Genomic DNA, 18,830 nt, shown 5'->3' with positions numbered 1-18,830 from the left:
GCATAGAGGGTTCTTAATTAATCCTCTTGCTCCTCAGTAATAAACAAATCTTCAATGGTAACATCTAGCGCTTTAGCGATAGCAAATAAATGCCAGGCTTCATGGCGACTATTTTTATCAAATCTACTAATTGAACCTTGTGGAATTCCAGTCATTTCAGACAATTCCATTTGAATGATACCTTTCTTTTTTAACAAAGGCGTCAAATTCGGTTTCACTTTAAGCAATGCAATTCACCTCTCAGTCGAATTATACGATACCGAATATTTATTAGCAACATGCATTGACTCTATATTCGATATCGTATATTATTAGGTCAATAACTAAAATTCGATATACGATATGGAATAACGTATTCAAGTCTACAGCATTGCGGAGATTCTCAGGTGAGATTGATACAAGCCAAATGATCAACTCAGGAAACTTTTCCTACGCTCTACATTGTATCCGAACGAGCAACATTGTACTGGAACCAAAAAACATATAGGAGGGGTGGATATGACGGAGCAAGAAGCGGATGAATTCACCACAGCATTATCCGAGCGTTATGTGGAGATACAAAAATATAATTCTCATAACAAAGAATTATTGAACACTTGGAATGATGCCATTGATACCTTACCACCTGACATAAAGCATAATTTTGTAGAAAAATATAATCGCCTTACAAGGGAGAGTAGTTCGTGAAAAAGCTCGACTTGAACACGCTTGATGAAGAGCCTATCGAAGTACAACAAGCTGTGGCCTTTTACGCATCACTAACGATTAATGAAATTCGTGTGACAACGAAAGAAAGATATCGACATTATTCAGTTTTAGAGGAAGCCGGATTATTGGAGCCTTTAAAATCCGTAGTGGAACCATAGCGGTTTAGGCTCAAAATATAAGCATAAGCACAGGAAATACGAATCAATCTGTTGGAAAGGTGGCGAGGGAGAATGTCTCATCAAACATTCTGGAAACCGGAGAAAAAAGTTAAAGAGAAGAAGTCGTACAGCAGCCTTGGACAGCGTAAAAAAAGCAAAAAGCCGATTCCGGAATGGAAGAAGGATATTCTTGCTCACCACCAGTCACGTCCTTCTCGGGCTGACCGAGCTGAATTTCCGCCAGAAGTAATTACTGAATTAATAGAAGAGACACAAGGCATCTGTCAATGTGGGTGTGGTCGTAAATCCACTCAAACCCATCACGTAATGCCAAGAGGCAGAAGCGGACGCGGTGTAAAGACAAATGCCATGCGTGTCTGCGATACCTGTCATGATCGTATCCAGACAAACGAGGAAGAACTTCGAGGATGGATAACGACATATTCATTAACTTATGGACCTAGATTTTGGTTTGACGAGCAAGATTGGGAAGAGTACAACCGCAAACAGGCGGCACAAGAGCGTGTAGAAGCCCAAAAGCAGGAACGTTTGGAATATATAAAGCCAGTCGTGGATTTGCTTACTACAGCGGCGGGACGATCATTAAAAAGCAAAGAAATTCGGTTGCTAGAGTCTATGGATACTAAGCAAATGAGCGTATTTAGCATCATGATATCCGATGCCTTGAACAATTTCAGCAGACCAGCCCATCTTATGGTTACGGAGAGCGTTTTGAGGATTAAATATATAGCCCCCAAGGGCAGAGAGGACATAACAATGGGAAATGTACCAAAGGACGTACAGAAAGCATGGAATGTGGTAGCTGCTTATCTAAATAGGCAGAAGGCATTTTCATTTCATATAGACCCCTGGTACGAAATGGGACTTGATAGTCAAGAGCGGAAATACACTTTAAGCACCACGGATGGAAGTGTAAAGATCGTTGCAGCAGAGTCATGGGAAGGATTCAAATAAAAATTTCTAGCCCCGTAGGGGATAAGAAGGAGGGCTTAGCCCTCCATAAGGGGGAGAGACACATGCGTAAATTAAGCCTGTTCAGCGATGAGACAAGGAGAAAAATGTCTGAGGCAGCTAAAAGACGTTGCACATCCGAGTGGAGAAATAAGAAGTCAGAATCTCAGTCGGTAAAGGTGGATATTAACCAAGTGAAAGAAATGTATGAATCTGGTATGACGCAAACCGAAATCGCCGCTGTTTTAGGAACAACCCAGAAAGTCATTTGGAAGCGGATGAAAGATCATGGGATAAAAGCAAGAGTAGCAGCAAAAAGGAACCAGAAGGGGTCTAACAACCATATGTGGACTGGTGGGAGGGTATCAAACGAAGCCGGATATATTCTAGTTAGATTCCCTAATCACCCACGTGCAAAAGCAAATAATGGATATGTTTTTGAACATATACTTGTTGCTGAAGAAAAAATCGGCCGCCACCTTGTTTTTTACAAAATGGGTGACCCATGTAATGAAGTCGTTCATCACATCAACCAAAAGAAAAATGACAATAGACCAGAGAATTTGCAAGTTATGACTCATGAGGAACACATGAGATTACACGGTTGGTTATCTAAGAATGGTGGTGGTGCCAGTGCCTAAAGAGAACACGATGCGAAAGCTAAGTTTATTCTCTGGCATTTGACCGGCGGAATTGATTTAGCAGCACATTGGGCAGGTATGGAGACGGTGGCATTTTGTGAGCGAGAGCCATTCCCACAGCAGGTGCTTCGAAAACACTGGCCCAACGTCCCTATATACGACGATGTATGCACACTTACAGCAGATAGATTAAGGGAGGATGAAGTACTTGGAGACGATAGAGCAATTGACATTATTTCCGCTGGATACCCCTGCCAACCCTTTTCCCATGCCGGGAAACGAAGAGGCGAGGAAGATGACCGTCACCTCTGGCCAGAAGTTGCTAGATTACTATCGGAAATCCGGCCCCGTTGGTTCCTTGGTGAAAATGTTGCTGGGCACATCACTTTGGGACTCGACATTGTGCTTTCTGACTTGGAAGGGATCGGCTACACCACGCAAACGTTTGTTATTCCGTCTGCAGCCGTCAATGCCCCGCACCGCAGAGATAGAGTCTTCATTGTGGGCCACACCGAGCGCAGCAGATGCAGTGGGCAGTCACGGGGGAGGACAGAGCAAGTCACTTCGGACGGACATAGACAACTGGAAGAAGGGGCTTTGGCCTACACCAAAGGCGAGTCTTCGAGGAGATTGTCCATCGGAGCGGCAGCGGAGAACACCAGATTTGCACGCCGCAGTGAAAATGTGGCCTACGCCGAAAAACAGGGATTTCAGGAGTGCCAGGGGAGCCGCGGGAGAAATGAGGGACTCTCCAGACTTGAACGTAATAGCGTTTGTAGAGGAAGGAAAACCGAAAGAGGGACAGCTCAATCCAGAGTGGGTGGAATGCTTGATGGGCTTTCCCGAAAACTGGACGAGCATAGATGGCCTGCAGCATTAGGGCAGGATCAATACGATTGGGAACCGCCACGGGTAGCCACTGGTATTAAAAACCGTGTGGGCCGGCTCAAGGCGCTGGGCAATGCAGTTAATCCACATCAGGTTTATCTGGTGTTGGCTGCAATCAAAGCCATAAATGACAGTCTATAGGGGATACACCCCCTACTACCTATACCAAAGGAGAGATAACATGGCAAAAAAGCGGATAACTCAGCGAGAGATAGGATTCATTCAAGGAATAGTTTACGCCGCTGCATTACAAGCTGATTGGGGCGCCGATGCTTACGATATTATCAGCGAATCCAATTTTAAAGTTGAGGATATTCGAAAATATGCTGAAGATTGTGATCTTCAAAAGCTAGAAGATGTCTTGGAACGGATTGAGTCTTCTCCGGGAGAGGTATAACAGCCTCTTACCCTATACCCCTATATACCTTAAAGGAGAGGAACCTTGAATGATTCCAAAGATCAATCAGCAGAAACAAACATATAAGGGAATTGAACTGGTGTGCATCCAGCGAAATTATATAAACAGGAAAGCCAAACGCTACACACTTGGGGGCACCAATCAGAATGTGTGGATACCAACTAAACATCTTGAAGCTGACGGTACTATCAAAGCCAGTGAAGATATTGATTATGTGTTCCGCAAGGCGGTACGACGACTTGAAATTGCAGGTTATACAGATCCAATCGTTGGGATAAAAAGAAGATCTACTTCTACCCCCTATAAGGAGAGTGAATAGATATGTTACCTAAACAAGAAACGCCAGGAAGATTCGTTATTCAGGACATAAAGACAGGATCTTATCTCAGACACGACGGTACAGGCTTGGATCATCCGTATGACGATGTTAAGTCTTCGGACGATGCCACAGTATGGCAAACGCTCGAACACGTCTCCTACGTCCTGTGGTGGTACGTAGACATATATAGATCATACCGGATTATCAATTTAGATACGGATGATCGATTTGTTAAAAACAAAGCACGGGGCATACCGCATGTGATGCCGGAGCCATATAACCCGGAGCTGCTACAGCCCCAAGGAGAGTAACCGCCAATACAATACGCTCCTGCACTCTGACGGAGCGTTGGAAGGATGATAGATATGTTGGATATGACAGACCAGCAGCTTAATAGATGGCTTGCAGAATACATGGGATACACCATATCAGAGTACAAAGATAAGTGGGGATGGCTCATGTGCCCTAACGGAGATAACGTGCATGAGTCATTATTCCCGCTGGATGAGTTATGGGGTTTTGTGCCGAACTACTGTAACGATCCCGCCGCCTCTCTGGAGGTACAGGCAAAGGCTATAGAGGTAGATGCAGCTTCATACGTTCAAAATTTACAGGAAATCAAGTGGGGCCATATGTTTACTGAAACCTTACTTGTACGGATTGCAGAACTTATTAATGCCAGCCCGCGCCAGAGGGCAGAGGCTGCTTATATGACATTATCAAATAGGGATTAAACCAATACAGGGTGTAGGTCCTGCACCCACTAAGGGAGGATATATGAATATGGCAAGACCAATTATAGTCCACAGATTTTATGCAGGAGACAAGTGCGTGTTAATCTCTGAATGGTATGAGCCAATGTCTGTAGATCAGCTCAAGGAAAGAGCACAGCAAGCAGTTGAATGGGGTTATGGTGATCCAGACATTGTTACAGACTCTACTGGTCGTCTTGTGAGGCTTAAAGAGGTTGGGGAGGAACAACAATGACAGATAAACCAGAGAGACTTATAAGCGCAGATAAATTGCTTGAGTGGGCTGAATACGAAACTTGGGAATTGTTTTGTGACCTAAAGGCAGAAATAGAATGCAATACGTTCGATCCAGACCCACCACAGCAGCCAGATATAAAACTTTGGTCAAAGGTAAAGCATAAACATCATCCAAGTTGGGGGATCGGAATTTTTCAGGAGTTTTCAAAAAAGAAAGACAAGGCACTTATACTTTGGCCTGATCGAAAAGGGATGTTTGGAGATAGAGTGATTGGCTATTGCCAAGTAGAAAAACTCCAAAAGGTAGAAGGTGAAGAGGTATGACAGATAAACCACGTAACTGGCAAGAGGATATGAACGGATGTGCTGGCCTGCCACCAACGCCTTGGACATGGGTAGAAACGGATGAAGCTGAGTGGATAGAAGATTCTAAACAGGAAATAGTCATTGGTAGTGAGTTTGAGTATATTTTTGATGATTTACTTGGTCCAAATGTCAGAAAGGAAGCATTCATGCGTTTCATGATTAATGCACCTGAAGCCCTTCCTTACTGGCTCCAACAATATGACATAGAGTTGAGAGGACGTATACGCTGGTCAGAGGTTGCTAAAGGATTGGGAGATGACTTGAAGCAGGCTGAAACCCTTATACAACAAAAGGATGCAGAGATAGCCGAGTTGAAGCTGTCTAAGCGATTTGAATTAATACGCGAAATTCGAGCAAAAGCAGAGAGAGACCTTTATGCTCTCGCGGAAGAATGCATTCGGCTTGAGAAAGATTTGGCAGCGGCCCGTAAAACCATAGATGACTTGAAAAAGGCTCAGGTTCACGATGAACCAGACCTAACGCATGTGCAGCCTGAACAAGAGTCTCTCCTGCAAGATAAAGGAGACAAGCCATGACCTACGCTTATACCACTATATTAGCTGCTGTACTGTTGTTTATAGGTGTAGTAAGTATAGATAGGTATGTGATTATAGAAAGGATAGATCCAAGCGAGGTGAACTTAAAAGTTAAATATAAAAACAAAAAAAAGTAAGCACCTATGACAAAAGTGCTTACTTTAGGTGGATTTTATTTTTTCGGAATAATACTGTAAAGGTAGCCACGAAATAGTGGGTATACTTTATTTCCAGAGGTTTTCCATTCATATAAGTAAATAGTTCCCATATAACTCCCTTGTATGTAAAACATGCTTTGAGGAATGTAATCTTTCATTGCCTCTGAAAACTCTGACTTTTTAAACGAAGAACCTTTGATGCCAGTTACCCATTTTTTGTCCTCTTGTGTCGGAGTGTATGATCTCTCAGAAGAAATATTTGCTGAAGTTTGGGCTTGTTCTGCAAAACCTAAAGATGGTACAGACAATGCCCCAAGAAGAACTGTGCCAGCAGCCAAAGCAATAATAGATTTTTTCAAAAGTAAAGCCTCCTTAGTTTGTTTATCTTCGTGTGCAAACTATGGTGTAAGGTTATTATAGTGTTTTGATTTACATTTATCCACCAAAAATAACGATTTCACCAAATTATCACATTATATAAAGGAATGATAAATGATGAATGATAATCAAATGTGTATAGTAAATAGTCTTGAAGATGAGTCTACTGATACACAGAGAATAGTCCAAGTAAACTTCTTTGACGATGTAGATGCAGTAGATATAAGAAAAACAAAGTGGCTGCTGAACAAATATACTGACTTAATTGATGTAATCAAAAACTATGAACATTCACTGGAGCAGATTGAAAACGGAATGTCGGCGTATGACTTGCTTTCAGCCGAAGGCTCTGTAGCAAAAAGGATAACAGGTCAAGAACTGACGGCAGACGTGACGGCAAATACTGTTTTGCTCAAGGATCAGCGCCACATAAATTACAGGTTCTATCTCCTTATTACAAACAATATCTATTTTGCAATCTCTAATATTAGAGATGCGCATGAAAGGCTTGCTGCAAAGCTTTTGTTCCTAGATGGGATGAAGTATCTAAAAGCTCAACAGTATATGAGTAGAGAGTATAAAAAAGGGATTCATGGTATATCGGCCACAACATTCGCTGACAAAAGACGCAAGGTCATAGAAAATTTAGCAAAAAGTCTTAAAGTCAACCGAACATTGGATTTTGTGATCATCGACTATGGTCGGGGCCGTAACAAGGAAGGTGAAATTGGACTCAGGATGCCAGAAGTAAATTAGACCGCAAGGGCTTTAGCCTTTGCGGTCTTTATTGTAGGTGTCAGAAGAAAATAAAGTTATAGACTGAAAAATAAGTAATAGTCTTGAGGATGCTTCATTAAGCTAACGGGCAGTTTAGTTCAACAAGTAATCTTAATTCCGAAAAAAACATATTAAACAGTATTTTACTAATCTCATGAATTTGATTTGTAACAAATTTACTTCTTCTATCGTTGAATAATTAGGATCGAATAAAGATAGGAGGGTTTATTTGAAGAATACAGTATTGTTATTCATTATGGCACTAACTCTTATATGTATAGTTGGTTGCACGGGTGTTCAGCCAAAAAATAAGGACCTTGAGGGAGAGGAACCACCAAAGGTTCAAATTCAGATTGATAAACGAATGTACAAAACAAAACTCGGCACATATTGCTGGACAACATCATGTGTAGATTCAGCTGGTCCAGTTGAACTTTTAAAAGGAAAAGAACCGATTCCAGTAAAGCCTGGTGATGTTGTAAAATTCCTTATGAATTATGAGCCCCAACCGAATAAATTTCATGTCAAGCAATTCTATGAAGGAAGGCTTACAGAAGTTTTATTGAAAGAAAATAGTTTTCAAGTTCCTACAGAAAAAGGGACATATTTTTATTCATACGGGGTATGGTGGATGGATGAAGATGTAGAGAACCAATCTCGTGGCGATGCGTTTTATCATTTTTCCTTAAAGGTTACCTAGAGATTAAGATACTAAAGCAACACGATGGTATCATAAGAATAGGCGCCTGTTGAACTAACGGACAGGATATATGTTAAAATAAGGGTGAATAAAATCAGAGGTGATTTAATGTTCAATCCGAAGATCTTCTTCTATTAGTTGTGTCTAAGGTCATGGCTTCAAATGCCAAAATCTAACCCGGCACAACGGGGATGAAGATGTTTACACGGGAAGAGATTCAATCCTGGGAAGATGAGAAACAGCGTAGTCTGGAGATCAATAATAAGCCCAAAGATCCAAGAAAAGAGAAGCTTAAGGATTTCCGTAAAGGAATCAAGAGTGTTCATTACAACAAAGAATGTAAAATAGCAAGAAAAGATGATTATCGTCTGTATAGAACAAAAATGAAACGACTGATGCGTAGTGAAGAATACGAGCTCCTACACAGTTACAAACGAACGAGTGGTTGGATTACTTGGTAAATGAGGTAGCCCTTGAATGAACTCATCCTATTGTTGAAGTGACTAGCAGTAGGGCAGTTCATGAGGGGCTGCTTTTTTTCATTGAAGTAACGGGTAGGATAGTTGAATATACAAAAGGATAATTACGGATAATTAAAAGGGGAAAGGCATATATGTGGGAATCTATTTATTCAAGTAATTAAATTAGGAGAACAGAGTGAGTGAAAAATTATTAAGGGCAGGAACTACTAGTTTCTCGCTATTAGAGCGGCAAATCCTTTATTACAGTGACTAAAAGTAATATCCAGGCTTTCGATTTATGAAATCGATCCAATTAGCTGGTGATTTTAAGGAGGAATTCATAGTGTGTAGTGTGAAATCGCCCGGAGGCTCGTTATTTCCTTACTATTACAAGGTGCTCAAAGTATGATGTTCAGTTAATACATGAACTAGCTTGGATTGTTACTAAAATAGAGATGAATAAGAAATTAATAGCAAGCAATATAGTAGGAGTGTGTAAAATGAATCTAAAAGAAAAGTTGATATTGATAAAAGCAAATGGCTACCAAGCACCTTCCGATACATTCCAATTGATACAAGAGATGATGAATAACATCGGTTCTTTAGATGCCCAATTACGTGATGAGCTAATTTATACAACCTTATCCAATTGGATTCCTGGTAATGCTCTAACTGTAAACGAACTGGAACAACTCTTACCCGTTGTTTTGGATAAAAACCATTTGCTTTTCAGGCTTGATGAAATAAATACAGACTCTGTCTTCACTAGATCTTTCTCTATGCTAGTTATACCACTTCTCCTTATGAGGCATAGGGCATCACCGTTTCTCTCAAGAGAGCATATTCATCAGATCAAAGAGAAAGTATTTTATAATATACATAAGGAGCGAGATTACCGTGGGTATGATGAAGAAAAAGGATGGGCTCATGCCATAGCTCATGCAGCAGATGCTTTGGACGATTTGGCCCAATGTCCCGAACTGGACAAAAAAGACCTCTTAACCATCCTCGATTTGGTTTATGAAAAGATGACCGTTACAGATCGAGTTTACTCAGATGGGGAAGATGAAAGAATGGTGAAATCCGTAATTAGTGTTTTAAATAGAAAAATACTTAGTCAGACCTATGTAGAGAAATGGATCCAAAGTTTTGGTGACGTGGAGAAAAATCCAGAATTTCTTCATGCCTTTAAGCAAAAAAATAATATAAAGAACTTCTTGAAAAGTTTATACTTTCGAGTTAAATTTCACAAAGTAGATGCCGAACTTTGTCCAACTATCGAGCATACATTATATAAAGTGGAACAAGTATACTATTCCTAGTTAAGAATAAAGTGAGGGGAACGCCCCCTCACTTGTTCGTCTCACTTCAAGTGCAGTAAAAACAATAGCCCACAGAGGACACTTTATCTCCTTATTTTTCACAGTTGATTTGATTGGTGGTTCAGATAAATCTCCTTTGTTCAAGACGTGAAGTTATTCTGTCATCGAAGAACTCATTTTTTATATGCGGCAATTATTAGACGATTGGGACGCATTATTTTAAATTTAAACGGAGCAGTTTGCTGTCAGCAGCAGCTCCGTTTTACATTAAGATAACGGGCAGGCTAGGTTAATCATATAGCGAACACAACAAAGTGCTGACTGTTTATGTGGAGGTCACTATATATGAAATATGCATGTCCATGCTGTGGTTATAAGACACTGGATTATGAACCACCAGGTACCTATGACATTTGTGATATTTATTTTTGGGAGGATGATGTTGTTCAATATCACGATCCCGATTATGAAGGGGGAGCAAATATTGAATCGCTAAGGCAATATCAAGAAGCTTTTAATCGTAAGCCAACGATTAACGATGAGCGTAATGAGAACTGGAAACCACTTTTGAAAAAGTGACAGTCTCATTACGCTAACGGGAAACGTTAGTTCAATGGAACAGCGACAGTCTAGGACTTTATTTTCTCGTCCTTGGTTGTCGCTGTTCCAATTTCTAAGGTCAGTCTAAAACTTATTTTATGGAGTCTAGCGGTATGACAATTCGAAAGGTTGCATGGAATAAAGACACTCAGCCTAATACTTTAGCTTCTGCTGACAGTAGGAACTATGTAAATCCGTAGTAGGTACGGAGTAGAAAGGATTTACACTTTATTCAGGAACAAATTAATTCCATTCTAGGAGGCAACAATCATGGCACAAAGTTATGCGTATTTGGACAACACGGGAATTCTTCATCTTCACCCGTTGGAGAGTGAAGCAAAAAAGCACGGAAAATATGTCGGCACAAATCTGGATTACGACGAAAGCGGCTTCCCGATTATTGGCGGTGAAGGTGTAGTCTACTATGTAGACAAAGACACAGCTTATGTAAACGGAAATGAAGATGATGGTAAACAAATTGCTGTACCAAGTGGCCTTAAAGCACTAGCTGGTCAACTTCTGTAATTTTTCCAAAACTAAAACTAAATCGGAGACAGGACTCAGAGGGTAATATAAACCCGGAGCAAGAAGGATGTCCATTTAAGGCCTATTCCAGGCATGGCGGATTAGCGGTAACCGCATGTTATAAATTACCGATCACTACAACAGGAGCAGCGTAAAATCGCTGCTCTTTTTAATTTTGAATGAAGTATTGTTATATAAAATTCTGCATCCTTAATGTCGATACTATCGTATGGAACAATATAGGAGATGAATTTGAGTGAATAAAAAAATAAGAGACTTTATAATTGTTTTTGTAATCATACCGCTATCATTATCATCACTCATCTGGGTACACTTTCTTACAAATTATATGGATTGGAAACATATTAAAGAAGAATACCATACTCAAGAGGGCTACTGGGAATTCTTTGGACGAAATTGGTATAAAAAAGGTTTCCAAATTGAAGTGGAATATCTAAGAGAATACAAAGAAAAACAAAAGAAAGCTGCTGAATAGTAGCTTTTTTATTTGTTCAGGAAACTTTTCCTTAGCTTCAGATACATTATCAAAAGGAGTGAATAACAAGGCATGGGACGAAAGAGAGATCCGAAACGGGACGAAGCATTTGATTTATACAAAGCCAGTTCCGGCAACATACGTCTCACAGAAATAGCCTCTCAACTTAGTGTATCTGAAGGTACGGTAAGAGGATGGAAGGCTAAAGATAAGTGGGAGAACATGCTCGGGAATGAAACGGAACATAAGGAACGTTCTAATAAAAATGGAACGGATCAAAATAACGAAACTTCAAATGAAGATGAAGACCCAACAGAATATCCTGATGAGCTTTTTCTAAAAGCCGTCCAAATTGTAGCCGAGGCCAAACAAGCCTCGGTTTCTTTATTGCAGCGAAGAATGAGGATAGGTTATAGCAGAGCGGCCCGACTGATTGATGAAATGGAGCGGCGCAAATTCATTGGTACATATCAAGGTGATAAGCCAAGAGAAGTATATGCCACCCTGCTTACTGTTGATGCACTTTCTAAAGAGCTGGGGGATGCTCCAAAAATACGGAACGCTCCAAAAAAGGTAAAGGAACGCTCCGACAATATGGAACGTTCCAAAAAAGTACAGAGCGCTCCAGTGATTGTTGAAGAACCTGAACCAGAGATTCCTGATGAAGATGGGTTAACGCCCAAACAAAGGATTTTCACATATGAGTATCTTCGAGACTTCAATGCAACGAGGTCAGCTATTGCGGCAGGATATAGTAAGAAAACAGCCTATCAGATCGGTTTCGCGCTGTTGAAGAAAGTTGAAATTCAAAACATTATTCGCCAGCATAAGGAATCTATGATCGACGAGGTAGGTTTGAATGCTCAACGCGTTCTAATGGAGTACATGAAAATTGCTTTTGCAGACATTACGGATTACGTGGAATTCGGTCAAAAGGAAGAGGATGTTCTTGGCTTAGAAGGTGATCCTGTATTTGATCCTGACACTGGAGAAGCGAAGAAATACAGGTACAATTATGTCTCTTTTAAAAATAGTGATGAAATTGATGGAACGCTGGTTTCAGAGGTCAAACAGGGTAAGGACGGAGTGAGTGTAAAGCTACACGACAAAACCAAGGCATTGGACGTGCTGACTAAATATATGGATTTGTTGCCGGATAATCATAAACGTATGATTGAAAACGAAAAACTCAAGATGCAGCGTGAGAAACTTGAGCTTGAAAGGGCAAAGGTCACGGGTGAAGGCAATACAGAAGACGATTTAATTGACGATTGGGTAGAGGCGGTGGTAGGTAATGAAGACGAATGACTCGCCGGAGACGAAACGGAGGCTTCAAGCATTCAAGATACGGATTCCTGAGTATCGTAAGAATCCAATATTGTTTTGCCAAGAGATGCTTAAGTTCTACCCTGATGATTGGCAGGCAAACACCTTAATGGATTTAGCTAATAATCCGCGCGTTTCAGTACGTTCAGGTCAGGGCGTAGGAAAAACAGGTTTAGAAGCGGCAACAGCTCTATGGTTCTTGTCGTGTTTCCCATATCCAAAGGTGATTTGTACAGCTCCTACAAGGCAGCAACTACATGACGTTTTATGGGCTGAGATTAACAAATGGCAATCTAAAAGTCCAGTATTGAAACGGATTCTAAAATGGACAAAGACCAAAATCTACATGAAGAACTACGAGGAACGCTGGTTCGCTACAGCTCGGACAGCTACCAAACCCGAGAATATGCAAGGCTTCCATGAGGACTACATGCTTTTCATTGTGGATGAAGCTTCAGGTGTTGCTGATCCAATCATGGAAGCCATTTTAGGTACGTTGTCGGGTGAGTTCAATAAAATGTTGATGTGTGGCAACCCGACAAAAACGTCGGGTGTTTTTTATGATTCACACAATAAGGACAGAGCAGACTACAAAACACGCAAGGTATCCTGCTTGGACAGTCCAAGAACCAGCAAGGATAATATCGCCATGCTCAAGCGTAAGTATGGTGAAGGCAGTGATGTATGGAGAGTCCGGGTTGAAGGTGAATTTCCCCGTGGAGAATCAGATACATTTATTTCGTTAGAAGTGGCTGAATTCGCAGCTAAAGAAGTAAAGGTGGAACCCACCGGAAATATGTTAACTATAGGTGTGGACGTTGCACGATTTGGTGATGACGAAACCTCAATGTTTGCTGGCATAGGACCAAGAATTGTAGGGGAACACCATCATTTCAAGAAAGACACAATGGTTACTGCTGGTTGGGTGATTAACCTAGCTAAAGAGTTGCATGTTGCTCATCCATATTTGAACCGAATCAGAATAAGAGTCGATGATAGCGGCGTTGGCGGAGGAGTAACGGATCGACTAAGTGAAATCGTAGTTGAAGAAGGGCTACCGTATGAAATCATACCAATTAACAATGGCTCTTCTTCTTTAGATGAGCACTATGGAAACCTTGTTACAGAAATGTGGGCATCTATTAAGGAACAATTAGAACAGAATATGAGCAATTTCATAAATGGAGATCCAAGTGTTCTGCAGTTACCCGACGATGATGTACTAATAACCCAACTTACAGCACGTAAATGGAACATGACCAGCAAAGGTAAAATGCTGCTTGAAAGTAAGAAAGATATGAAAAAGCGTGGGCTCAAGTCACCAGACAGAGCTGATGCTTTTGTTTTGACATTTGGAGAATATTTGATGGAGCCAGATACACATATTATGCTTCCTTCAATAGGTAGTGTGGTAGTAAAAAGATAAATTGACGAATAAATATTGTTTGGCAAGGCCGCTATGATACAGCAGGGGAACTGGACTCAGGTCAAATTAACGGGATTAATCCTAAGCTGAATCTGGGTATTCTGCCTATGCCTATCAGTGATGACGCAGCTGCTGGGGACAAGCTAACTAGGTGGTCAATAATACTTCTTCGGTTAGAGCTGGGGCTAAGGAGTTTTTGAAGCAGGTGGTAACATCCGAGCAGGGAAAACAATATATCACCAAGGAGTTCAGGTTCATTCCGACGTACAAAAGTATCAAAGGTACAGAGGCTGATATGGGCCAACTGGGTGTCGAAGCAGTGAAATATGCCAGGAAAACAAACTGCTCGTTTAAGCGCTATCTTGGAGAAGCGAAGCAAGAATTCGGAAGTCAGATATAGGCCAATGTGGTAGGCAAGTCGATTCCGCGAAGCTGTTTGAGGATTTCCAGTGCACGTAAGGTAATTTGAAAGAAAATAATTAAAAGAGAACACAGATAAAGCCTTCGTATGCCAGTGAGAATTTATGGTCCTAAACCTACGAAGGCTTTTATTGTATTCCCAATTATGCAACTATAAAAGAAGAACTAAAGGATATTTGCGTGGAACAGGAACGAAGAGGGTAGAATGGTGCTGTACATGCGGAACGGTCACTTTAAAAGCTTTCCTACGAAAAGCTTGCTTCGGAAGCATGGATTTCTACCCTATTGAGGCTTTATTTCAAGAAATTCGCTGCGATAGGCTGTATTTTGAGTAAATGCCCGCGAATAGCAGGGAACGGTTCATACTGTACCGTTCAATCGGGAGACCGCCATAATGATGGTGGAAGGCACCCCTGATTATTCTGGTTTAACGAGTACGGGTCAACTCTATTAACTCGATCCCATGTTAGTTTAACTTCGTTGCCTGCTCTTCTTCTCTTAAGTTTGAGACTGCATCCGTGCCTGCGTATCCCGCCATTGAATACATGAGACTGGTTCCTTTACTGGTTTTAGCAATTACAAAATAATAATTATATCCATTTTTATATAATGGATTTGTATCAGTAAAGGAAGTACCTTTTCCGGTATACAGTGTGTCGGATCCAGTATAGTTGGATCGAACTAACTCAAAACTATAATCGCCTGTTAGTCCGACATTTGACCAATTTAATTTTATAGAGGGACCATTTGTTATCTCAGGTGTAGCGAATTTTCTTATGATTGGAGTTCTTGCTTTTGTTCCATCCTCATACTCTGTTACATAAATGGTATAGGTGGTATTTTTCTTTAGCCCATCAACATCTGCTCTCCAATTTTGCCCATAATTGGAATAAAACCTTTGTCCAATGTTTTTTTGTGTTGATCCATCTGCAAATGCTCCATACAAACTTATTGTTACATAAGTACCTGGATACTGTGTATCAAATTGACCAGAGATAGAGGCTGATGATTCCGTGATAGAAGTAACAGAATTATTATCCATTGCTGCATCTACCTTAGAATTATTCATGATAACTCCAAACGTGAGAATAAATAAATATGTTAGTGCCTTGCATATTATGCTTTTGTTTTTCCTCATTTTTCTTTTACCTCCTTCATTTTTGTTTATTAACCATCTTCGTCCCTATTTTATTATTCTTTACAAACGCTTAATTTCCCTTCTCTTTTTTACAATTAATTCAATTTAGGGCATGGATAACGAAGATCAGTGAAAAAAACAGCTTTGGGAGCGTATATAGAGGGTCAGGAAACTTTTCCTGATCTTTTTTGGTTGTTTAGGAGTTCAGCAGTATCTTCTAAAGGAGGTTGCTATGGCGAGAGTAATCATTTTTCTAGTAGAAAATCAGTAGTAAATCTGAATAAAACTGATGTTATTCTGTATTCATAGAAGTTTGACAAGAAAGGTGGTGAAATCTTGAAATGGTATCATAAAGCTATATACTCATTAGCAATATCTGTTCTTCCAGCAGCGGTAAAGCGACAGATGATGGGTGTTGGTAGGACGACAGTCCCAAAGAACTCTAACCCATGGGAAATCTTTAGCTGGTTGCCTAAGAAGCATCAACAGGCTCACAATATTGATCTTACAAAGTTGCAAAGCTACACAGCAGAAGAATTGCTTGAGCTTCTTATATCCGTTCATCCTGACGTATCCTATGCTTTATACACATACTTACGTATGGGAGATACCGACTTAACATTTACAGCTAAGAAGCCAAACGGGAATGCAGATAAGAGTGGACAACTGGTTTTGGACGAACTGAAGGCCATGCTGAATACACCGTTACCTTCGCCGGGATATCAACACGGACGGTCGCTGGAAAAGTTGGACACCATTCAGCGAATGATGATTATGGTTCGTGGCGCTTGTGCTGGTGAAGTTGTGCTGAACGAGCAGTGTAATGATGTAGTTGATATTGTTCCGGTTGATCCGGCTTTAATTTGGTTCCGCAGGGAACCAAATACGAACCGGCTTACACCGTGGCAATACGTGAAGAACCCGCGAAGGAACGCGAACGAAGAGTGGTTCGGTAATTACAAAAAAATTGACACACCAACGTTCATCTATGAAGAGTTCGATCCGATGGTCGATGATCCTTATGGACGAACGCCCATGCTTCCAGTGCTGCAAGTAGTTTTCTTCCACCTCCAAGTGCTGGCTGATCTAAAAGCAGTAGTGCACAACCAAGGATATCCACGGCTTGATATCTCCATGTTGGAAGAAATCATGCTGAAGAATATGCCAAACAACTTAAAGAGTAATCCCGATGGTCAGCAAAAATGGCTCAAAGAGCGAATGGATGAGATGCTAAACCATTTCAACTCACTTAATCCAGATGATGCGCTTGTCCACTGGGATAGTGTAAAGGTCGAGTATCTCAAAGGCGGCAACTCGGGGCCAATGATTGATATTAAAAAGCTAATTGATATCATTGATACCCAAATGGCCACTTCACTCAAGACACTGCTAACCATTCTTTCTCGGCATCAAGGGTCAACCGAAACATACAGTTCGATTGATACTCAAATATATATCAAAAATGTAGAGTCCGCGCGGAGCGTAACCAAACGTTTCTGGCAGCGGGCTTTTTCGTTGTCCGCAAGAGTAAAAGGGACTCAAACAAAAGTTGAAGCTGACTACCTCCCCATTGATCTACGCTCTGAAAATGAGATTGAACGTGACCGCCGTTCAAAGATCGATAACTACATCATAGCGGAGAAGAATTTCTACATCACACCGTTGGAAGCTGCTGAGGAAATACGTTGGACTCTTGGTATTAATGCCAAAATTCCTGCTGAATTACTTCCTTTGCTTGTAAAGAAGCATGAATCTGATTCGAATGAAGAAAATACTCCATCGGAGGGAGGTGAATAAAAAATATGGCTAAACCTACACCCGAACAATTGGCGAAAATCAATCAAAAAGCATTGGTCCCTTTAACCGATGAACAAACTCATGTGTTTCAAGCAAGAATCATAGGAACCAAGCGTATTGATAAGTACAAAATGAAGATTACTCCAAACTTCCTACGCAAAATGGCAGATCAAGTTAAAGAGGGAGTTGCCTTGCTGGTTGACCATCCGTGGCAGAAGTGGGAAGCCTTATCTTTTCCGTATGGCAGGACTTTTGACAGTCGGATTATTGAAGAGGGAGGGGAACTGGAACTCTTCGGTGATCATTACATGGCAAAAGGGCTAGAGGCTAATGGAATCTCAACGGATCAACTGGCTACTGGTATTGACTCAGGTACTATCTTTGATACCTCAGCAGGGTTTGTTACTACAAAGCATACGTGTAGCATTTGTGGCGGCGATTATTATGGTTCCTCAGCATGTTCACACATTCGTGGGCAAACGTACGATGACAAGGAATGTCTTGTTCTCGCGGATGATGGATACATCATGGAAAACTCTATCGTGTTTGATGGCGGTTACGAAGGCGCAGGAATTACACGTGAATCTCTCTCAATGAAACAACATGGTGAATCCGAACAGCCGAAACAAACTGAATACGAACCGTTACCTTTAGATGCGAAGTCGCTTGATGGCGATGGACGTGTCTTTTATTTTTTCAGCAACAAAGGCGACATGTCTGCTTTTGTATCTAAACAGCATCAAAAAAAAGAACAGGCCGAGACACTGGCCCAAGGAGATGACACTGTGACAGACGAACAAAAAGCTGCGTTAGCAGCAGCACAAACCCAGGCAACTGCATTGGCAGCAGCTAATAGTGTACTTGGACAAATTCGAGCTGCATTGAGTGTAGATAATGATTCCGACATTCTGAGCAAGCTTACATCATTGAGCGCTCAGGCTGCTGATGGGGCGACATACAAGATCAAAGTTACTGAACAAGCATGTGGAGCTGGTGTCCGCGCTCTTGGTGAAGCCTTTAATGTAGAGGCGATGAAAACAGCACTGTCTCATCTGCCGGTATCTGAAATTGAAAAGATCGGTGCAACGTATGAGGCGCAGGCACAAGCTGCTTTGGGTGGCGGTGGTCGCCATACACAAGGTGAAGATGTAAACCTTCCTGAGGGAGCACTGAATGGAACACCACCAGCTAACTCACAAAATGATGGTAGTGAGAAAACGCCAGAACAACTTAAAGCATTAGCTCGTGAAGAAGCTCGGGCGGCACTTAAGAATACAGGCAGAGGTAATCTGCTGAAGGAGGATAAATAAT

Annotated in this window: 27 protein-coding genes; 24 read left to right on the top strand and 3 right to left on the bottom strand. The window is 41.1% G+C overall.

Going from position 1 to position 18,830, the window contains the following annotated elements; all coding sequences use genetic code 11:
* Positions 1-17 precede the first annotated feature (17 nt).
* On the bottom strand, positions 18-227 hold the full coding sequence (locus MKX30_RS05030; RefSeq protein ID WP_061829347.1) for a helix-turn-helix domain-containing protein: 210 nt from the start codon (positions 225-227) through the stop codon (positions 18-20).
* A gap of 271 nt (positions 228-498) precedes the next feature.
* Here MKX30_RS05030 and MKX30_RS05025 point away from each other — a divergent pair, with 271 nt between their 5' ends.
* The 12 genes from MKX30_RS05025 to MKX30_RS04970 all read left to right on the top strand — a co-directional run bounded on the left by MKX30_RS05025 (position 499) and on the right by MKX30_RS04970 (position 5,995).
* Complete coding sequence (locus tag MKX30_RS05025; RefSeq protein ID WP_341062543.1) at positions 499-687, top strand: hypothetical protein; 189 nt, start codon at positions 499-501, stop codon at positions 685-687.
* Complete coding sequence (locus MKX30_RS05020; RefSeq protein ID WP_264453494.1) at positions 684-866, top strand: hypothetical protein; 183 nt, start codon at positions 684-686, stop codon at positions 864-866. The genes MKX30_RS05025 and MKX30_RS05020 overlap by 4 nt, the downstream gene beginning before the upstream one ends.
* Positions 867-938: 72 nt before the next feature.
* A complete protein-coding gene (locus MKX30_RS05015; RefSeq protein ID WP_341062541.1) occupies positions 939-1,841 on the top strand; it encodes an HNH endonuclease in 903 nt (300 codons plus the stop codon).
* A 62-nt stretch (positions 1,842-1,903) separates the two neighbouring features.
* Positions 1,904-2,479 carry an HNH endonuclease signature motif containing protein gene (locus MKX30_RS05010; protein WP_341062540.1) on the top strand — a complete coding sequence of 192 codons (576 nt, stop codon included), beginning with the start codon at positions 1,904-1,906 and terminating at the stop codon, positions 2,477-2,479.
* An 87-nt stretch (positions 2,480-2,566) separates the two neighbouring features.
* On the top strand, positions 2,567-3,508 hold the full coding sequence (locus MKX30_RS05005; RefSeq protein ID WP_341062539.1) for a DNA cytosine methyltransferase: 942 nt from the start codon (positions 2,567-2,569) through the stop codon (positions 3,506-3,508).
* A gap of 40 nt (positions 3,509-3,548) precedes the next feature.
* The gene (locus tag MKX30_RS05000; RefSeq protein ID WP_341062538.1) at positions 3,549-3,764 is read left to right on the top strand and encodes a hypothetical protein; all 216 of its coding nucleotides are present in this window, start codon (positions 3,549-3,551) and stop codon (positions 3,762-3,764) included.
* A gap of 49 nt (positions 3,765-3,813) precedes the next feature.
* On the top strand, positions 3,814-4,104 hold the full coding sequence (locus MKX30_RS04995) for a hypothetical protein (RefSeq protein ID WP_341062537.1): 291 nt from the start codon (positions 3,814-3,816) through the stop codon (positions 4,102-4,104).
* A gap of 2 nt (positions 4,105-4,106) precedes the next feature.
* Positions 4,107-4,415: a hypothetical protein gene (locus tag MKX30_RS04990; protein ID WP_341062536.1), complete on the top strand. Its 309-nt coding sequence runs from the start codon at positions 4,107-4,109 to the stop codon at positions 4,413-4,415.
* A 45-nt stretch (positions 4,416-4,460) separates the two neighbouring features.
* On the top strand, positions 4,461-4,838 hold the full coding sequence (locus MKX30_RS04985) for a hypothetical protein (RefSeq protein ID WP_341062534.1): 378 nt from the start codon (positions 4,461-4,463) through the stop codon (positions 4,836-4,838).
* Positions 4,839-4,887: 49 nt separating this feature from the next.
* Positions 4,888-5,091 carry a hypothetical protein gene (locus MKX30_RS04980; RefSeq protein ID WP_341062532.1) on the top strand — a complete coding sequence of 68 codons (204 nt, stop codon included), beginning with the start codon at positions 4,888-4,890 and terminating at the stop codon, positions 5,089-5,091.
* Positions 5,088-5,417 (top strand): hypothetical protein, encoded by a 330-nt coding sequence (locus tag MKX30_RS04975; RefSeq protein ID WP_341062530.1) that lies wholly within the window; start codon positions 5,088-5,090, stop codon positions 5,415-5,417. The genes MKX30_RS04980 and MKX30_RS04975 overlap by 4 nt, the downstream gene beginning before the upstream one ends.
* On the top strand, positions 5,414-5,995 hold the full coding sequence (locus MKX30_RS04970; RefSeq protein WP_340958699.1) for a hypothetical protein: 582 nt from the start codon (positions 5,414-5,416) through the stop codon (positions 5,993-5,995). Before MKX30_RS04975 ends, MKX30_RS04970 begins: the two co-directional genes overlap by 4 nt.
* A gap of 172 nt (positions 5,996-6,167) precedes the next feature.
* Here the strand turns inward: MKX30_RS04970 and MKX30_RS04965 are convergent, their stop codons facing one another.
* Positions 6,168-6,512, bottom strand: a complete 345-nt coding sequence (locus MKX30_RS04965; RefSeq protein ID WP_071558592.1) for a hypothetical protein — start codon at positions 6,510-6,512, stop codon at positions 6,168-6,170.
* A 136-nt stretch (positions 6,513-6,648) separates the two neighbouring features.
* On the opposite strand from MKX30_RS04965, the gene MKX30_RS04960 reads away from it, so the two are divergent.
* The 10 genes from MKX30_RS04960 to MKX30_RS04915 all read left to right on the top strand — a co-directional run bounded on the left by MKX30_RS04960 (position 6,649) and on the right by MKX30_RS04915 (position 14,564).
* Entirely contained in the window at positions 6,649-7,287 is a 639-nt protein-coding gene (locus MKX30_RS04960) for a hypothetical protein (protein ID WP_341062789.1), read from the top strand.
* 250 nt (positions 7,288-7,537) lie between these two features.
* Positions 7,538-8,008, top strand: coding sequence for a hypothetical protein (locus MKX30_RS04955; RefSeq protein WP_310166012.1), 471 nt, complete (start codon positions 7,538-7,540; stop codon positions 8,006-8,008).
* 197 nt (positions 8,009-8,205) lie between these two features.
* Positions 8,206-8,469: a hypothetical protein gene (locus MKX30_RS04950; RefSeq protein WP_310166010.1), complete on the top strand. Its 264-nt coding sequence runs from the start codon at positions 8,206-8,208 to the stop codon at positions 8,467-8,469.
* A gap of 500 nt (positions 8,470-8,969) precedes the next feature.
* A complete protein-coding gene (locus MKX30_RS04945) occupies positions 8,970-9,791 on the top strand; it encodes a DUF2785 domain-containing protein (protein WP_310166008.1) in 822 nt (273 codons plus the stop codon).
* Positions 9,792-10,136: 345 nt separating this feature from the next.
* Positions 10,137-10,370: a CPCC family cysteine-rich protein gene (locus MKX30_RS04940; protein ID WP_341062529.1), complete on the top strand. Its 234-nt coding sequence runs from the start codon at positions 10,137-10,139 to the stop codon at positions 10,368-10,370.
* Positions 10,371-10,661: 291 nt separating this feature from the next.
* Positions 10,662-10,916 (top strand): hypothetical protein, encoded by a 255-nt coding sequence (locus MKX30_RS04935; RefSeq protein ID WP_341062528.1) that lies wholly within the window; start codon positions 10,662-10,664, stop codon positions 10,914-10,916.
* Positions 10,917-11,172: 256 nt separating this feature from the next.
* Positions 11,173-11,412, top strand: coding sequence for a hypothetical protein (locus MKX30_RS04930; RefSeq protein ID WP_341062527.1), 240 nt, complete (start codon positions 11,173-11,175; stop codon positions 11,410-11,412).
* Positions 11,413-11,484: 72 nt separating this feature from the next.
* On the top strand, positions 11,485-12,720 hold the full coding sequence (locus MKX30_RS04925; RefSeq protein WP_341062525.1) for a terminase small subunit: 1,236 nt from the start codon (positions 11,485-11,487) through the stop codon (positions 12,718-12,720).
* The gene (locus MKX30_RS04920) at positions 12,707-14,164 is read left to right on the top strand and encodes a DEAD/DEAH box helicase family protein (RefSeq protein ID WP_341062523.1); all 1,458 of its coding nucleotides are present in this window, start codon (positions 12,707-12,709) and stop codon (positions 14,162-14,164) included. Before MKX30_RS04925 ends, MKX30_RS04920 begins: the two co-directional genes overlap by 14 nt.
* Positions 14,165-14,360: 196 nt before the next feature.
* Positions 14,361-14,564 (top strand): hypothetical protein, encoded by a 204-nt coding sequence (locus MKX30_RS04915; protein WP_256715617.1) that lies wholly within the window; start codon positions 14,361-14,363, stop codon positions 14,562-14,564.
* A gap of 486 nt (positions 14,565-15,050) precedes the next feature.
* Here the strand turns inward: MKX30_RS04915 and MKX30_RS04910 are convergent, their stop codons facing one another.
* The gene (locus MKX30_RS04910) at positions 15,051-15,722 is read right to left on the bottom strand and encodes a hypothetical protein (RefSeq protein WP_076158401.1); all 672 of its coding nucleotides are present in this window, start codon (positions 15,720-15,722) and stop codon (positions 15,051-15,053) included.
* A gap of 336 nt (positions 15,723-16,058) precedes the next feature.
* Between MKX30_RS04910 and MKX30_RS04905 the strand changes: the two genes are divergently transcribed.
* Together MKX30_RS04905 and MKX30_RS04900 are read left to right on the top strand one after the other, a co-directional pair.
* On the top strand, positions 16,059-17,519 hold the full coding sequence (locus tag MKX30_RS04905) for a hypothetical protein (RefSeq protein WP_076158398.1): 1,461 nt from the start codon (positions 16,059-16,061) through the stop codon (positions 17,517-17,519).
* 5 nt (positions 17,520-17,524) lie between these two features.
* The gene (locus MKX30_RS04900) at positions 17,525-18,829 is read left to right on the top strand and encodes a hypothetical protein (protein ID WP_076158395.1); all 1,305 of its coding nucleotides are present in this window, start codon (positions 17,525-17,527) and stop codon (positions 18,827-18,829) included.
* Position 18,830: the final 1 nt, after the last annotated feature.

It is taken from the genome of Paenibacillus sp. FSL P2-0173 (genome assembly GCF_038008045.1).
Taxonomy (GTDB): Bacteria; Bacillota; Bacilli; order Paenibacillales; family Paenibacillaceae; genus Paenibacillus; species Paenibacillus polymyxa_B.
This window is presented reverse-complemented; position numbering and strand designations above follow the sequence as displayed.